15 protein-coding genes are annotated in these 14,929 nt (G+C 35.0%); 10 read left to right on the forward strand and 5 right to left on the reverse strand.

Features of this window, described 5'->3' with window-relative positions:
- Positions 1-54 precede the first annotated feature (54 nt).
- From BN986_RS10410 to BN986_RS10420, 3 genes are all read left to right on the forward strand, one after another.
- Positions 55-1,629 (forward strand): FGGY-family carbohydrate kinase, encoded by a 1,575-nt coding sequence (locus BN986_RS10410; protein ID WP_040979723.1) that lies wholly within the window; start codon positions 55-57, stop codon positions 1,627-1,629.
- A gap of 74 nt (positions 1,630-1,703) precedes the next feature.
- Positions 1,704-2,798, forward strand: a complete 1,095-nt coding sequence (locus BN986_RS10415; RefSeq protein ID WP_052400746.1) for a zinc-binding dehydrogenase — start codon at positions 1,704-1,706, stop codon at positions 2,796-2,798.
- A 344-nt stretch (positions 2,799-3,142) separates the two neighbouring features.
- Entirely contained in the window at positions 3,143-4,381 is a 1,239-nt protein-coding gene (locus tag BN986_RS10420) for a dicarboxylate/amino acid:cation symporter (RefSeq protein ID WP_040979724.1), read from the forward strand.
- Positions 4,382-4,530: 149 nt separating this feature from the next.
- On the opposite strand, the gene BN986_RS28080 is transcribed toward BN986_RS10420, so the two are convergent.
- Positions 4,531-4,899, reverse strand: coding sequence for a transposase (locus tag BN986_RS28080; RefSeq protein ID WP_081922182.1), 369 nt, complete (start codon positions 4,897-4,899; stop codon positions 4,531-4,533).
- Between the two features lie 458 nt (positions 4,900-5,357).
- Here BN986_RS28080 and BN986_RS10425 point away from each other — a divergent pair, with 458 nt between their 5' ends.
- From BN986_RS10425 to BN986_RS10455, 7 genes are all read left to right on the forward strand, one after another.
- On the forward strand, positions 5,358-6,137 hold the full coding sequence (locus BN986_RS10425) for a class I fructose-bisphosphate aldolase (RefSeq protein WP_040979725.1): 780 nt from the start codon (positions 5,358-5,360) through the stop codon (positions 6,135-6,137).
- A gap of 63 nt (positions 6,138-6,200) precedes the next feature.
- Entirely contained in the window at positions 6,201-7,265 is a 1,065-nt protein-coding gene (locus tag BN986_RS10430) for a zinc-dependent alcohol dehydrogenase (RefSeq protein ID WP_148417104.1), read from the forward strand.
- 163 nt (positions 7,266-7,428) lie between these two features.
- Positions 7,429-7,956, forward strand: coding sequence for a PTS glucitol/sorbitol transporter subunit IIC (gene srlA / locus BN986_RS10435; protein ID WP_040979727.1), 528 nt, complete (start codon positions 7,429-7,431; stop codon positions 7,954-7,956).
- Positions 7,957-7,971: 15 nt separating this feature from the next.
- Positions 7,972-8,982: a PTS glucitol/sorbitol transporter subunit IIB gene (gene srlE / locus BN986_RS10440; RefSeq protein ID WP_040979728.1), complete on the forward strand. Its 1,011-nt coding sequence runs from the start codon at positions 7,972-7,974 to the stop codon at positions 8,980-8,982.
- 292 nt (positions 8,983-9,274) lie between these two features.
- Positions 9,275-9,628: a PTS glucitol/sorbitol transporter subunit IIA gene (locus tag BN986_RS10445; RefSeq protein WP_052400747.1), complete on the forward strand. Its 354-nt coding sequence runs from the start codon at positions 9,275-9,277 to the stop codon at positions 9,626-9,628.
- A gap of 8 nt (positions 9,629-9,636) precedes the next feature.
- Positions 9,637-10,029, forward strand: coding sequence for a transcriptional regulator GutM (locus tag BN986_RS10450; protein WP_040979730.1), 393 nt, complete (start codon positions 9,637-9,639; stop codon positions 10,027-10,029).
- 79 nt (positions 10,030-10,108) lie between these two features.
- A complete protein-coding gene (locus BN986_RS10455; protein ID WP_040979731.1) occupies positions 10,109-10,930 on the forward strand; it encodes an aldo/keto reductase in 822 nt (273 codons plus the stop codon).
- A 307-nt stretch (positions 10,931-11,237) separates the two neighbouring features.
- On the opposite strand, the gene BN986_RS10460 is transcribed toward BN986_RS10455, so the two are convergent.
- From BN986_RS10460 to BN986_RS26700, 4 genes are all read right to left on the reverse strand, one after another.
- Positions 11,238-12,440, reverse strand: coding sequence for a CynX/NimT family MFS transporter (locus tag BN986_RS10460; RefSeq protein WP_052400748.1), 1,203 nt, complete (start codon positions 12,438-12,440; stop codon positions 11,238-11,240).
- 105 nt (positions 12,441-12,545) lie between these two features.
- Positions 12,546-13,967 carry an NAD-dependent succinate-semialdehyde dehydrogenase gene (locus tag BN986_RS10465; RefSeq protein WP_040979732.1) on the reverse strand — a complete coding sequence of 474 codons (1,422 nt, stop codon included), beginning with the start codon at positions 13,965-13,967 and terminating at the stop codon, positions 12,546-12,548.
- A gap of 130 nt (positions 13,968-14,097) precedes the next feature.
- Positions 14,098-14,265 (reverse strand): hypothetical protein, encoded by a 168-nt coding sequence (locus BN986_RS27355; RefSeq protein ID WP_187378545.1) that lies wholly within the window; start codon positions 14,263-14,265, stop codon positions 14,098-14,100.
- Between the two features lie 146 nt (positions 14,266-14,411).
- Positions 14,412-14,915, reverse strand: a complete 504-nt coding sequence (locus tag BN986_RS26700) for a class II fructose-bisphosphate aldolase (protein WP_081922183.1) — start codon at positions 14,913-14,915, stop codon at positions 14,412-14,414.
- Between the last annotated feature and the right edge of the window lie 14 nt (positions 14,916-14,929).

The raw sequence follows: 14,929 nt of genomic DNA on the forward strand, positions 1-14,929 counted from the left end.
TCACCTGTTTTTAAAAAATTTGCTTTTAAAGCAACTACAGAGGAGAGATTAATTGTGAAAAGAGAACTTGTTATCGGTGTTGATGGTGGAACAGAAAGTGTTCGTGTAGGAATTTTTGACTTGAAAGGGAATGAAGTAGGGGAAGGGATAACTCCTTATAAAACTTATTATCCAAAGCCGGGATGGGCTGAACAGGATCCAAATGATTGGTGGGCATCCTTAGCAGAAAGTATTAAAAAGGCAATGAAGGATGCAAATGCTTCTAAAGATGAAATTATTAGTATCGGTTTAGATACAACTTGCTCGAGTGTAGTATTCTCTAAAAATGATGGAACCCCCGTCAGAAAAGCTGTTATATGGATGGATATTCGATCTTCAGAAGAAGCAGAAGAAATGGCAGCGACTGGTCATGAAGCACTAAAGTATAATGGTTTTGGAAATGTCTCGGCAGAATGGATGCCAAGTAAAGTACTATGGGTCAAAAAAAATGAGCCTGAAAATTATCATCAAACTGAAAAAATTATGGATTATGTAGATTGGTATACCTTTATGATGACTGGTAAAAATACGGGTTCTGCAAGTACAACGACATTGAGGTGGTACTATGATGAAGAAAAGGGCGGTGTTCCAGAAGACTTTTATAAAGCGATTGGTTTAGAGGATATCTTTGATAAGCTTCCGGAAGAAATTAAATATCTGGGAGAATATGTAGGTGGACTTACACCTTATGCGGCAGAGCATTTAGGGCTTGCTGAAGGAACTCCTGTCGGCCAGGGCGGAGTTGACTGTTTAAATGGAATGATTGGTCTTGGAGTAACCAAACCAGGCAAATTGGCACTTATTACAGGTTCTTCTCATTGTAATTTAGCTTTTACCGACAAATCGATTCATAAAGAAGGAATTTTTGGAACATATCCAGGCGTTGTTTTCCCAGGTATGAAATTAGCCGAAGCTGGTCAGGCTTCTTCAGGCTCCGTTATTAAATGGTTTAAAACACATTTTGGAAAAGATATTGAAGAAGAGGCTAAACAGCAAGGTGTTAGTGTTTATGACATATTAAATAAAGAGGCAGCAGAGCTTCCACCAGGATCAGAAGGACTTCTTGTATTAGAATACTGGCAAGGAAACCGTACTCCTTATGTGGATGCGAATGTCCGAGGATTTATTTCTGGTTTGACATTAAAGCATACACGAGCACATATTTATCGTGCTATTATGGAAGCGATCGCATATGGTACCGAATTAAACATTAAAAACTTTCAGGAAAACGGTATCCCAGTAGAAGAGCTCTATTTAGCTGGAGGAGCAACAAATAGTGATTTGTATCTGCAGATTCATGCAGATGTAAGTAATTTGCCAATTAATGTTCCTGAATCGAATCAGGTAGCCTGTTTAGGTTCGGCAATTATGGCAACGGTTACAGCTGGCGCTTATGCAAATGCCGATGAAGCAGTAAACAATATGGTTCGTTACAAGAAGCGTATTGAACCGAATCCAGAAAATCATGAAATCTATAAATTATACAGTGAACAATATCAGAAAGCTTATCCACAATTTAAAGAATGGATGCACGCTACAAGCAAGCTTGATGGAATAGCTGCTGAAAAAGTAGTAAAACAATCTGTATAATTATATTTAATTTAATGATTTATAAATTATTAAAATGATCTTATGTCAAAATCAATATTCAAGGAGGATTTGCATTGAAAGCATTACGTTTATATGGACCAAAAGATATGAAAGTGGATGATATTCCTGTCCCTGAAATTAACGATAATGAATTACTGATTAAAATTGATTCCTGTACGATTTGCGGCAGTGACTTTCGAAATATTGCTGCAGGGGGTTCAGCACATGGAATGGACTTACCTCGGGTTATGGGGCATGAAATTGCATCAACTATTGTTAAAGTCGGTGAAAACTGGAAAGACGAATATGAAGTCGGAGAGCATATTATTGTTGCAGCAGTAAGTCCTTGCGGTAAATGCGAATTATGCTTAGAAGGCTATGAAAACCAATGTCTGGATAAACAAGCAACTGCATATAATTATGATGGCGGCTTTGCAGAATATATGAGGGTTCCGGAACGTTCGATTCGATCTGGTAATGTTTTAAAAGTTTCAAGTGATAAGCTGCAGCAGGTTGCTTTAAGTGAACCATTATCGTGCGCTATTAATGGTCAGGAAATAGCGGAAGTAAAGCTGGGAGACAGCGTACTGATTGTTGGCTGTGGACCGATGGGATTATTCCATATTCAATTGGCTAAATTAAATGGAGCAAAACAAATTATTGCGAGCGATTTTGATAAAAATCGTTTAGAAATTGCAAAACAACATGGTGCGGATATTACTTTTTCACCACAGGAAGAAGATCCAACGGAAAAAATAAAAGAAGTTACCAACGGATTAGGAGTCAATGTCGTTATCGTTGCTGTGCCAGTTCCGGAAATTGTGAATGATGCCTTGCAATGGGTAAGACGCAGAGGCAGAATCAATGTATTTGGAGGGATGCCAAAGCAAAGACCAGAAGCAACACTGGATCTAAATATTATTCACTATAATGAAATTACGATTACGGGTACGTCTGATTCAACAGCCAGACAATTAAGTATTGCCGCAGATTTAATTTCGACAGGTAGAATAGAAACAGATTTCATGATTTCTAAAGTGGTTGATTTAGAAGAGGCTAGAGATATATTAGTAGCTGGACCACAACCAGAGCATATTAAAATTGTAGTGAAACCGGAATTAAGCAGTGAAGTATCGAAGGATAAAGCAGATACGGTATCTGTAAAATAAGTAAAGACTGACATATTGGTTTGGAAGAAGACCGATTGATTCCACTCTATCACGTCTCCAGACCAATATGCCCGTCGACTTATTTTAGCACTCGAAAAAATAAAATACAACTTATCATAGGTTATCGCTGTTCTATCATTTTTGGTAGAATAGCGATTTATTTTAGTTTATTTTTAAAAGATCGTTTTGATATGCACGAAAACTAAAGAATATTGAAATAGTACTTAATTTGTTAATAACAGAAAGAAATTATATGAATATTTAATAACTTCCCTTCAATTCCTTATTCCTGTAAAATGAAATAAGTTCTATTAAAATTATATTATCAAGAGGGGAAATAAATAATGTTAGAAAAATTAAAAGCCTACCGATTTCCGCTGATTCTTTTAGGTTCTATTATAATTGGGGCAATAATTGGATTAATTTTTGGTGAAGATGCGACAGTTATTAGGCCTTTTGGGGATTTATTTATCAATTTACTATTTATGATTGTTATCCCGCTTGTATTTTTCTCCATTTCGTCAGCTATTGCTAGCATGGATAGCATGAAAAGACTCGGAAAAATTATGGGTTCTATGATTACGGTGTTTATCATAACGGGAATTATTGCGTCTGTATTCATGCTGGTTGCAACAGTGATCTTTCAGCCGGGTTCAGATGTGGATATCCCGTTGAATGCTCCTGAAGAAGTTGAAGAGCAAACTCTTTCAGATCAATTAGTCAATACCTTTACTGTTCCAGATTTTGTTGATTTATTCTCTAGAGACAATATGATGGCTCTGATTGTTATGTCGATACTAATCGGTGTTGCAACTGGCTTGACAGGAGAAAAGGGAAGACCTTTTGGAAGGTTACTAACGAGTGCTTCTGACGTATTTATGAAGTTAATTAAACTGATTATGTATTATGCGCCAATTGGATTGGGTGCTTACTTTGCATCTTTAGTAGGTGAATTTGGTACAGCGCTGATTGGTGATTATGCAAAAGCAGTGATTGTCTATTATCCGGTGGCTATACTGTATTTTGCGATTGGTTTTACATTATATGCATTCCTTGCTGGAGGAAAACAGGGAGTAAGTCGTTTTTGGAAGAATATACTTGGTCCGGCAGCAACCTCGCTGGGAACAGGAAGCAGTGTCGCGACAATTCCTGTTAACTTGCAAGCTGCAGAACGCATTGGTGTTCCAAAAGATATTCGTGAGACGATTATGCCGCTTGGAGCAACGATTCATATGGATGGTTCATGTCTATCAGCTATGTTAAAGATTGCCTTTATCTTCGGTGTGTTTAATCAGGATTTCACGGGAATTGATACATTTTTAACAGCTATCGGAATTTGTTTATTATCTGGTATTGTTATGAGTGGAATTCCTGGTGGCGGCTTTACAGGGGAGCTGATGATTATTACCTTATACGGGTTCCCAATTGAAGCTCTGCCGATTATTACAGCTATCGGGGTTGTTGTTGATCCGCCAGCTACAATGGTTAACTCAACAGGTGATACCGTTTCAAGTATGGTTGTGGCAAGACATATTGAAGGGAAAGACTGGATGGAGAAGGCGGATGCACCACCTAGTGCATAAAATACAAAAGGAGTTGTTGTAAAATGCATGGTTTGTATTTTATGACAGCTCCTTTTCTATGTTGGATAGCTTTTTTAAAGCTGGTTATGCTTATTCATGGTAATAAAAAAACTAATTGATTTTTGACACACTTAAATAAATCTCCCTTTTTATATTTTTAAGCTGTCTTTTTTAATTAATGGATGATAATAGAGATTAAGGCGATCCGTTTGGATTTTCGTATGTATTTTATTGAAATTATAACTAAATGCTAGAATCAAAAACTCGTTTCGTACATTACCTGTTCCTCGCGTACGAAACTTCTTCAGATGATAACTTTCCTTCAGTACGCCAAAAGTTTCTTCGACTTGAATAGAGCAATTCACACTATATAATGTGTCCGTTTCTATTAGAATATTTTTTACACAATTTCTTGGTAAGCTATAAATGCTTTGGCTACATGCTGTTATTTGTTTCCTTTGGCTTTGGTATCTGTCTTTGAGTGGACAACCGGTGCAGTCTTCAAAATCATAAAAGATTACCTAAGATTGGTAGCTGGTCTACGAGATTCGCGTGTAGTTTCGAATGACATGTAACTACTGGTTATTGTCACAAGTATAGGTATCAGTACTTTTGTCATAAGCAATATTTATCCGATATTTGATGTTCTTTTTAAATGAAGCTTTTTCTTGTATTCATAGTTTTGTGACTTGATATAGGGCGTCTTCTTTTGTTATTTCAAATAGACATAATTTTCTTCGTTTTCATATCCGGAATTTGTAACGATCAGTCGATACGTAAAGGGAAGATGTTCTTTTCATTGTAAAGACAAAAATTAAAAAATAAATAAACTGAAATTTTAAAATAAGTAATTGACAAGAAATTTTAATTATACTATTATTATTTTAAACCATTATACGTACAAACGGATGTTTTAAATTTAAACAACAATAGGTTAATGGTGTAAAGAAAAACAATTTAAGGAGTGGATGACCAAATGGGGAAATCGTTACGATTGTCAAGAATTTTTAGAAGGGACACAGGTAATACACTTATTTTACCTGTAGATCATGGTATTGGTGGAAGTATTGAAGGATTAGAAAATCCAGTTAAGACTCTTAAAGAATTACAAACACCTGATATCGATGCAATATTACTAAATGATGGTGTTGCTAGACAAGCTGAAGAAGTTTTTCATGGAAAAGGTGCACCAGGTCGAATGCTAAATTCTGATGTTTTTAGTTATGAAGTAAAAAATGAACGAATGGAACATCATTTAACATTCAGTCCAGAGATTGCAGTTCGAAAAGGATATGATTGTATGAAGTTGGTCTTGTTTTGGGACCGTCCAGCTGAGGAAAGAATGCGTTCTATGAAGTTGATAGCCTCAGTAATTGAGGAGGCAGAAAAATGGGAAATACCAGTTTTAGTGGAACCCCTTATATCAAAACCAATCGAAGATCCTAAAGAACGGGCAAAAGTTTTAACTGATGCGAATCGGGCTGCGTTTGAACTAGGCGCGGATATATTAAAAGCAGCTCACCCTGGTGATACAAAAACACTCGAAAATTGGGTGAAGTATTTTGATATTCCTATTATTCTACTAGGTGGAAGTAAAAGTGGGACTACCGAAGATTTAGTGAATATGGTAGATGATGCTATTAATGTTGGTATTAATGGTGTTGCAATTGGCAGAAATATTTGGCAACGCCCGCCTAAAGAAGCAAAAGAGTTATTAGCTAGGTTTGCAGAAATTATCCATAAACCTAGAAACTAAAAATGTTAATTATTAAGTGATCTGATGTATTTAGTACAAGGATAATATAAGGGAGGAAATATGATGACTAAAATGAGAAAGTTTGCTGTTTTAACGAAGGCAAGAAACGCAGAGGTACATAAAGGTAAAATACCAGAAGTTGGTGATAATCAAGTCCTCATTAAGCAAGAAGCTTGTAATATTTGTACAACAGATTTTGGGCAATGGCTTGGACTAAGGGAACACCAACCATATCCGATGGCAGGTGGTCATGAAGGTGCTGGAATCATTGTCGCAAAGGGTAAAAATGTAAGAGATGGATTAAATATAGGGGATCATGTTGCACTTGCATATGATTACTGCGGAGAATGTACGGCTTGTCAAACTGGGAGAACAAGTGAATGCATAGAAATATCAAACCCGTTTAAAGATAAAAATGATGAGGGATATTACGGTCATTTAGGTTTTGCAACTTATAATGTTAAGAATGCAAATACAGTGATTAAAATGAATCCAAAATTATCGTTCAGTGAGGCTGGATTTTTGGAACCGCTTGCAACAGTGGTAAGTGGACTAAAACGATTAAGAGTTACTGCGTTAGAACGCGTTGTTGTCATTGGTGCTGGAACAATGGGGATATTAAATGCACTAGCTGCGACAGCATATGGTGCGGAAGTCATTGTTACTGAGATGATGGATAAGAAGATTGAGGCGGCAAGATCAATGGGATTAAATGTTATTGATGTGAAAAAATATGATCCAGTAGAAAAAGTAAAAGAATTAACAAATGCTGAAGGGGCAGATGCAGTTATTCTTGCCGTTGGAGTTACAAAAGCAAATGATCAAGCATTAGAAATGGTTAAACACTTAAATGGTAGATTGTTATTATTTGCTGCAGGATATCCTGCTCCTGAATTAAATGTGGATTCTAATTTAGTCCATTATAGAAAAATTGAATTGATTGGGACATATGGGGCAGATATACATGATTTTAATAAATCAGCAAATTTATTAAATGATGCAAAAGTTGATGTGTCAAAATTAATTGAAACAAAAGTACCTATAGAAGAAATCCAAAAGGCCTACGAGATTGCTAGTACGCAAGGAAGTTACCGTGTAAGTGTTTTATTACAAGAAGAGTCAGAATAACGTTAAGCAATAAAAATAGTCCGATATATGGAGCTACTGGAGGGGGATAACTCTCTCTCCTTATCAAATATAAGCATAAACATGTAATGGATTTATTTTTTGTCATTTAGTTTTTTTAAATCTCAATCAAAATCAGTATAACAAATAAAAGGAGGATGAAGTTATGTCATTTGTTGTTGATTTTGCAGAACAGTTTATGGGCTTTTTCGAGTTTGTAGGAGATACGTTTGTCGGCATGTTTACTGGTATTGTTCCTATACTTGTAGGAATGCTAACTTTAATTCAATTTATTGTAAACCTTGTTGGTGAAAGCCGGATCGAAAAAATGGGTCAATTCTTAGCAAAAAGTAGTTTGTTAAAATACTCAATATTTCCTATATTTGCAGGATTTTTTCTCGGAAACCCTGCTAGTATAACAATGGGTAGGTTTCTACCGGAAAAGTCCAAACCTGGATTAATGGAAGCGATGTTTAGAAATGGTCACCCGCTAACTAGTTTATTTCCCCATACGAATCCAGCTGAATTATTTGTTTGGCTAGGGGTTGCCCAAGGTATTGAGGCACTTGGTTTACCAGTTGGTGCTTTAGCTATTCGCTATGTTATTACCGGTATTGTTGTAGGTGTCATCAGTGGTATTATTACCGAGATAGTATTTATAATTATTTCCAGAAGAAATAACTACGAGGTTTAACAAGGGGGGACAAAAATGTCTGAAAATATAATGATCAAAGTTGAAAAAGGCGGTAGTGGTTGGGGCGGCCCACTTTATTTACAATGTGAAGGGAAGAAAAACAAAGTATTATCAATGACAGGTGGAGGAATTCATGATTTAGCTAGACATATTGCAGACGCCATAGGTGGTGTGGCAGTAGATGGCTTTAAAGAGGTACCGAATGATGATGAGATTGTTTGTGCAATTATTAACTGTGGCGGTACATTAAGATGTGGTGTTTATCCACAAAAAGGGATTTACACAATTAATTTAAATGCGATTGGTCCATCTGGTCCATTAGCTGAGCACATCAAAGAGGAAATATATGTTTCTGGTATTAAAAAAGGGAACATTACAGTAGTACAAGAATCAGACCAGCCAGGTCATGAACACGCTGCAGTAGTAGAGCCTAAACCAGAGAAACAACCAAAAAAAGTCGATAAACAAAGTGCAGCCGAAGAAAGCGGTAACCCAATATTTAAACTATTAACCAAAATCGGTTCAGTCGTTGGTTCTGTAGTTTCCATGTTCTTAGACTCAGGTAGAAAAACGGTTGATCTGTTATTGAAAACGATTATACCGTTTATGGCATTTGTTAGTATTTTAGTAGCCCTAGTACAATATACAGGGGTAGGGGAATGGATTGCAAACGCTTTAACTCCGCTCGGATCGTCACTTTGGGGATTACTGCTTATTTCTATTATTTGTAGTTTCCCATTTTTGTCACCTATCCTGGGTCCGGGAGCAGCTGTTGCCCAAGTCGTTGGTGTTCTAGTAGGTACTCAAATTGCAGCAGGAGCGATTCCGCCACAATTCGCATTACCAGCTTTGTTTGCTATTAACGCACAAGTAGGTGGAGACTTCTTTCCAGTAGGTATGTCTTTAATGCAGGCGAAACCAAAAACAATAGAATATGGTACACCAGCATTTCTGATCGCGAGACAAATATCAAGTCCTATTGCTGTTGTTATTGCATACCTGTTCAGTATTGGACTCTATAATTAATTTGATTGGAACTATTAAAATTAAAAGATTCGCACGTAGTAAAAAGTTAATCGTAGATGAGAACAGGAAATAGACGGTTTATGCTATTGAACTTTCATTTAATTAGTAAAACAGATATCTTCTTTTATTAATTGGATTGTATAAACAGTGAACTAACCAACTCAGCTCTCTTTATTTTTTGAAATTACTGCTAACATGATGCGTGCAATCATAGATCTATACAATATCAAAAAGAAAAGATAAATAATATGTTAAAATATTTATTGTCAATGTTTTTAGGGAGGTAATGTACTTGAAATATAACGTAAATATTGTAGAAGTTGGTTCAAATGTTGATGATATGTTGAAAACTGGGTTATTAATTCTTTTTAACCAAAGTGCACCGGAAGATTTAAAACCATTTTGTGTTGTTACCAAAGAAAATAAGCTAGATGGACATGTAGAGTCAGGTGATGTTGTGACTATCGCAGACCGTACATATGAGGTCACAGCTGTTGGCGATGTTGCTAATGAAAACCTCTATTCACTTGGACATGCCTCACTATGTTTTGATGGTGCAAAGGAAGCACAATTACCTGGTCATATTCATTTAACACCGAATTTTGAAAGCGATTTATCCAATCTTGGGGAAATTACTATTAAGTAGGTGAGAAAATGAAGATCCTATTTTTATTCTTTATTATTTTAGTTATCTTACAATGGTTTTTTAAAATGAAACAGACAAAAGTATTGCATACCCACTATAATAAGTTTTTAGAAACAGGAAATGTATTAGTGGAGAGAAAGAAAGGTATTTTTTCTGGTGCTATTATCATGCTTCAATTAGATAAGGAAGCCAATATTAAAGACTGTCTATTGATGTCTGGTGCAACTTTTTTTTCTTCATGGGACAATTGTGAAGAACTAATAAATGAAAACTTATTGAGTATAAATGTTGAAAACTTTAACAGTTATAAAAAACCTGTAAGAAAAGTAATTACTAAAGCTGTTGAAAGTTATCAAAAGAGTAAAGATAAAGAAAAAGAGCACAAGGAGAAACCAGTATAATAGTTTTTGACTAAATATGTTTTTTTAGTCTTCTACGAATAGTGATAAAAGTCACCAAAAAATGGAGGTACATTAAAAAATGATATTGAAAAAATTGAGAAATGATGTACTTATGCCACGGATCGGGCTCGGTGTTTATAAAATGACAAATTCAAAAGAAACAATAAATGCTGTTGAGGAAGCGTTAAAAGTAGGATATCGAGCAATTGATACAGCTAGCTACTATAAAAATGAGAAAGAAGTTGGCGAGGCAATTCGTCAATCTGGAATTCCAAGGGAAGATCTGTTTATTACTACTAAAGTGTGGAATGATGAACAAGGATATGATGAAACATTACGTGCATTTGACCGATCATTGAGCTTGCTGGGACTTGATTATATCGATTTATATTTAATCCATTGGCCACTATTTGATAAGTTTATTGATACTTATCGTGCAATTGAAAAATTGTATGAAGAAAGACTTATTCGTGTACCAGGTGTCTCTAATCATCACAAAAAACATCTTTTACAACTTGAAAATAAGGTAAATGTAATGCCAATGGTTAATCAAGTAGAATGTCATCCATATCTCCAGCAAAGGGAATTAAAAGGCTTTTGTAAGGAAAGAGAAATAGCTGTTACAGCATGGGCGCCTCTTGGCAAAGGAACAATTTTACAAGATGAACTGATTAAAGAACTTGCTCAAAAATATGATAAGACACCGGCCCAGATTATTTTAAGATGGCATTTAGAGTGTGATACAATTATTATTCCAAAATCTGTTACACCGTCACGAATTAAGAAAAACTTTGAGTTATTTGATTTCTTTATTGAGAAAAAGGATATGGATAAGCTTGCTAATCTTGATCATAATGGTCGAATAGGTGCTGATCCAAGTATTGATGATGATTTTAGCTGATTTTAAATAATTGTACTATTTGATTATGGTATATTGTTACAAATTTTATTGAGAAATCCGAACTATGAATTCAAATTTTAAGGGATTTGTTTATAGTTCGGATTTCCACTGTTATTTTGATTTTGGAATTTTTCCTTTATGTACTCAAACAATTTAGTTGTAATTCACAACATATTTCCAAAATCTTTATGAATTTTATCCCATTTAAGCTCCTTAGTCTTTTGCATAGGTGTTAGCTTTCCGGTAGAACGAATGGCACTACCAGAGTACTCCTTGAATAATCCTTTTGTACTCTTGAAATTTTATTTTAAACAAATTTATTTTGTCCGACTTTCAATCCTAAAAGAGAACTGCAAATGGCAAGTAATATTAGTAAGAATAAGGGAATGGTCCAATCTCTTGTAATATCATAGATGAAGCCTACCGCTATAGGTCCTAAAGCGGCTAAAGCATAACCAGTTGATTGTGCCATACCGGATAAAAGTGTAGCTTGTTTTGTATTTTTAGTACGAATAGATAGTAATAGAAGGGCAATTGTAAAGTTACCACTTAAAGAAACTCCTATCAGTGTTGTGGAGATAATAAAACTTATATCATTATGATAAAACAATAAATAGATAACTCCAATTATTAATAAAATATTTAAGCTGATAACTAAGCCTATCTGAGATTTCAGTTTTCCTGCTATAAGTGGAATGAGTAGGCTAGAAGCTATTCCCACTAACTGTAAATAGGATAATAAGAAACCAGCAATTGTTTTATTAGCCCCGAAATGAATTAATATTTCAGGGAACCAAGAGATGGTGATATAAAATAAAAGGGAATGACACCCCATAAAAAAAGCAATAAACCAGGCGAAGGGTGATCTCAGAAAATTCTTTATTTTTTCTATAGACCTTTCTTGTATACGATGCGTCGGTTTCCGTCGTATAATCACTAACCAATAAAAAGATGCCAAAATTGCAGGTACTACCCAAATTAAGAGAGCATTTCTCCAACCTAATCCCATGTTTTTGGCAATTGGTACACTTATTGCTGAAGCAACAGTAGCGGAAACTCCCATTATTGAGGAATATAATCCGGTCATTATGGATAGTTTGTCAGGAAATTTATCTTTAATAATTCCTGGTAAAAGGACGTTACAAACCGCAATTCCTATTCCAATAAGTAGTGTACCAAGAAATAAAAAGATTATCATAGTAGAAGAGCGAAAAATGATCCCCATACTTAATATTATTAATCCAAAAATTAATGTTTTCTCATTTGAATATTTTTGAGCTAAATATGATGAAATAATTGACATAACAGCAAAAGCTACTAATGGCAAACTTGTAAGTAATGCAACATTCCAATTTGCAAAGCCTATTTCATCTCTAATAATTCCCATAATCGGTCCTATAGAAGTTAAGGCTGGCCGTAAGTTAAGAGCAACTAAGAAAATCCCTACAATTATAAGAACATTGGTATTATCTTTTCCCAATTCTTGTTTCTCAAGTGTATATTCTTTCAAGTAAGATGCTTCCTTTCCTTTTAGATGTTTCTTTTTTAAGCTATATTTTTTAGTAAGTAGTATAAGCAACCTAACGTTATTCGTTAAGTTGCTCTATTTCTGTAATTAATAATTTGTATTAAATGAAACATATTTTGTAATTAAATACGCATCTAGACCATATTTGCCCCCCTCTTGGCCAAGCCCACTTTCTTTCACTCCACCGAATGGAGTGTGGATGGCAAATGGAGCAGGATCATTTATACCAACCATTCCATATTCTAATTCTTCCATCATTTTAAACGCACGCCCTAAATCCTTTGTGTAACAATATCCTGCTAGACCATAATGAGTATGGTTTGCCTTTTCAATAATTTCTTCTTCATTTTCGAATGTAAAGATTGGAACAACTGGTCCAAATGTTTCCTCATGGGCGATTAACATGTCGTCATTTGCATTGACGATAATAGTAGGTTCTATAAAATAACCGTCTGATTTATTATCGTATTGTCTACCACCACAGATAATTTCTCCATTTTTCGCTTTAGCATCAGTAATCTGATTCATAATTTTCTCGAAGGAATTACTATCGATAATAGGGCCAACATTAACGTCTTCATCTAAACCATTACCTATTTTTAATTCCTCTACTTTCTGTACTAGCTTACTAGTGAATTCTTCAGCAATACTTTTTTCAACATAAATTCTGTTTGTACTAACACAGGTTTGTCCAGAATTAGTAAACTTTGTCATTAAAACACCATCTGTAGCAACATTGATATCTGAATCAGCAAAGACAATAAATGGCGCGTGGCCTCCAAGCTCCATCGAAGAGGCTTTAACGGTCTCAGCAGAGTTTTTTAGTAATAATTTACCAACATCGGTAGACCCAGTAAAAGTGATTTTTTTAACATCTTTACTCTTTGTTAATGTGTTTCCAATTTCGCTAGCTTTACCTATAACAAGATTAACGATCCCTTCTGGCAATCCTGCTTTATGAAAGCATTCAAATACTTTAATCGCTGACAAAGGTGTAGCAGATGCTGGTTTTAAGATTATAGTACAACCAGTTGCTAAGGCAGGAGCGATCTTTCTTGTAATCATTGAAAACGGAAAGTTCCAGGGAGTGATTGCTGCACATACACCAACTGGACGTCTTATCACGAAAAGTTGTTTATCTTTTGCGGCTGTTGGAAGAACATCACCATATACGCGTTTTGCCTCTTCTGCATACCAATGTAAGAAATCAATCCCGTCATTTACTTCGTATCTTGCATCAGCAATAGGTTTACCGTTTTCTTTTGTAATAAGTTGTGCTAATTCTTCACTTTGTTCTTCTAGTAATCTAGCGGCTTCTTCCAAATAGGTAACGCGTTCTGTAAAAGTTGTTTTTTTCCAAGATTTAAAGGCCTGTTTTGCACTTTTTATTGCCTCTTCTGTTTCCACTTTTCCTACGGTAGAAACTGTCTCAATAACCTCGTTAGTCGCAGGATTACGTACTTCCATTTTTGATTCACTTTGTTTCCATTCTCCATTAATATAAACCATGTAAACACCTCATTATTGATTATTATTTACTTATTTTGTAACAGACTAGTCCTATTAATTCAGACAGTACAATAAATTTATTAGCTTTAAGGGGCTGTAACTTAAATCTTGTCAACAAAGCCGAATAAATTTATGAAACGTATGAGCGCTTTTTATAACCTTCTTTGATATGTTTGATGCTGTTAAAAATATTTAAATCTGGATTATCATCAAATTTACTTTTAGATTTATCTGACTGCAGTTCTGATTTAATTGATTTATTGTTAACTTCCATCAAGTAAGCTTTTAAATGTTGCATACCTTGTTAGCTTAAATTAGTAAATAGATCCACTTTTTAAATCCTGGTGTTAATAGCTCTTTTAAGATTGTCATCACCTGTTCCGGAACCTCTAAAATGCTATTAAATTTTTGTAAGAGTTCAAAATCTAACCGTGGTTCTCCTTTTTAAGTACCATGACATGTGCCAACTGCAACAGCTAAACAGTGAACATTCGTTTGTTTTACATATTCGATCGCTTTTTTAGGATTGGTTAAACCACTATCCCTCGTTTTACTATATTCATGTCCAACTCCACGTGGCCAAAGTTCGGCTTCAACAGAAACACCTACAGAGCAAGTAATTTTAACAATTTCCCGTACTTTTAAAACATTTTCCTGGAATGGAAGAGTGGAAAGGTCAATCATAACCGAAGTGTAACTTGCACAAATTTCACGAATAGCTTGTTCATAGGTATTGTCATGATCTAAGTTTAATACGACTATAACTTCAAGATATTTCCTTTCATAGAAACGGGCGATTTCACAAACTTTTTCAATGGAATGAACGCTCACAAAATCCAGTATAATTGGAGACTTTAGAAGCCTTGCCGCTTTAAAAGCTGTAGGAACAGTCTCTAAGTTGAAAATATATGGTGCAGCTACACCATAATTCCTTTGTTTGCTTAAAATAAAATATTTTTCAT

Origin of the sequence: Oceanobacillus jeddahensis, assembly GCF_000750635.1 — a bacterium.
Classification (GTDB): Bacteria; Bacillota; Bacilli; order Bacillales; family Amphibacillaceae; genus Oceanobacillus; species Oceanobacillus jeddahense.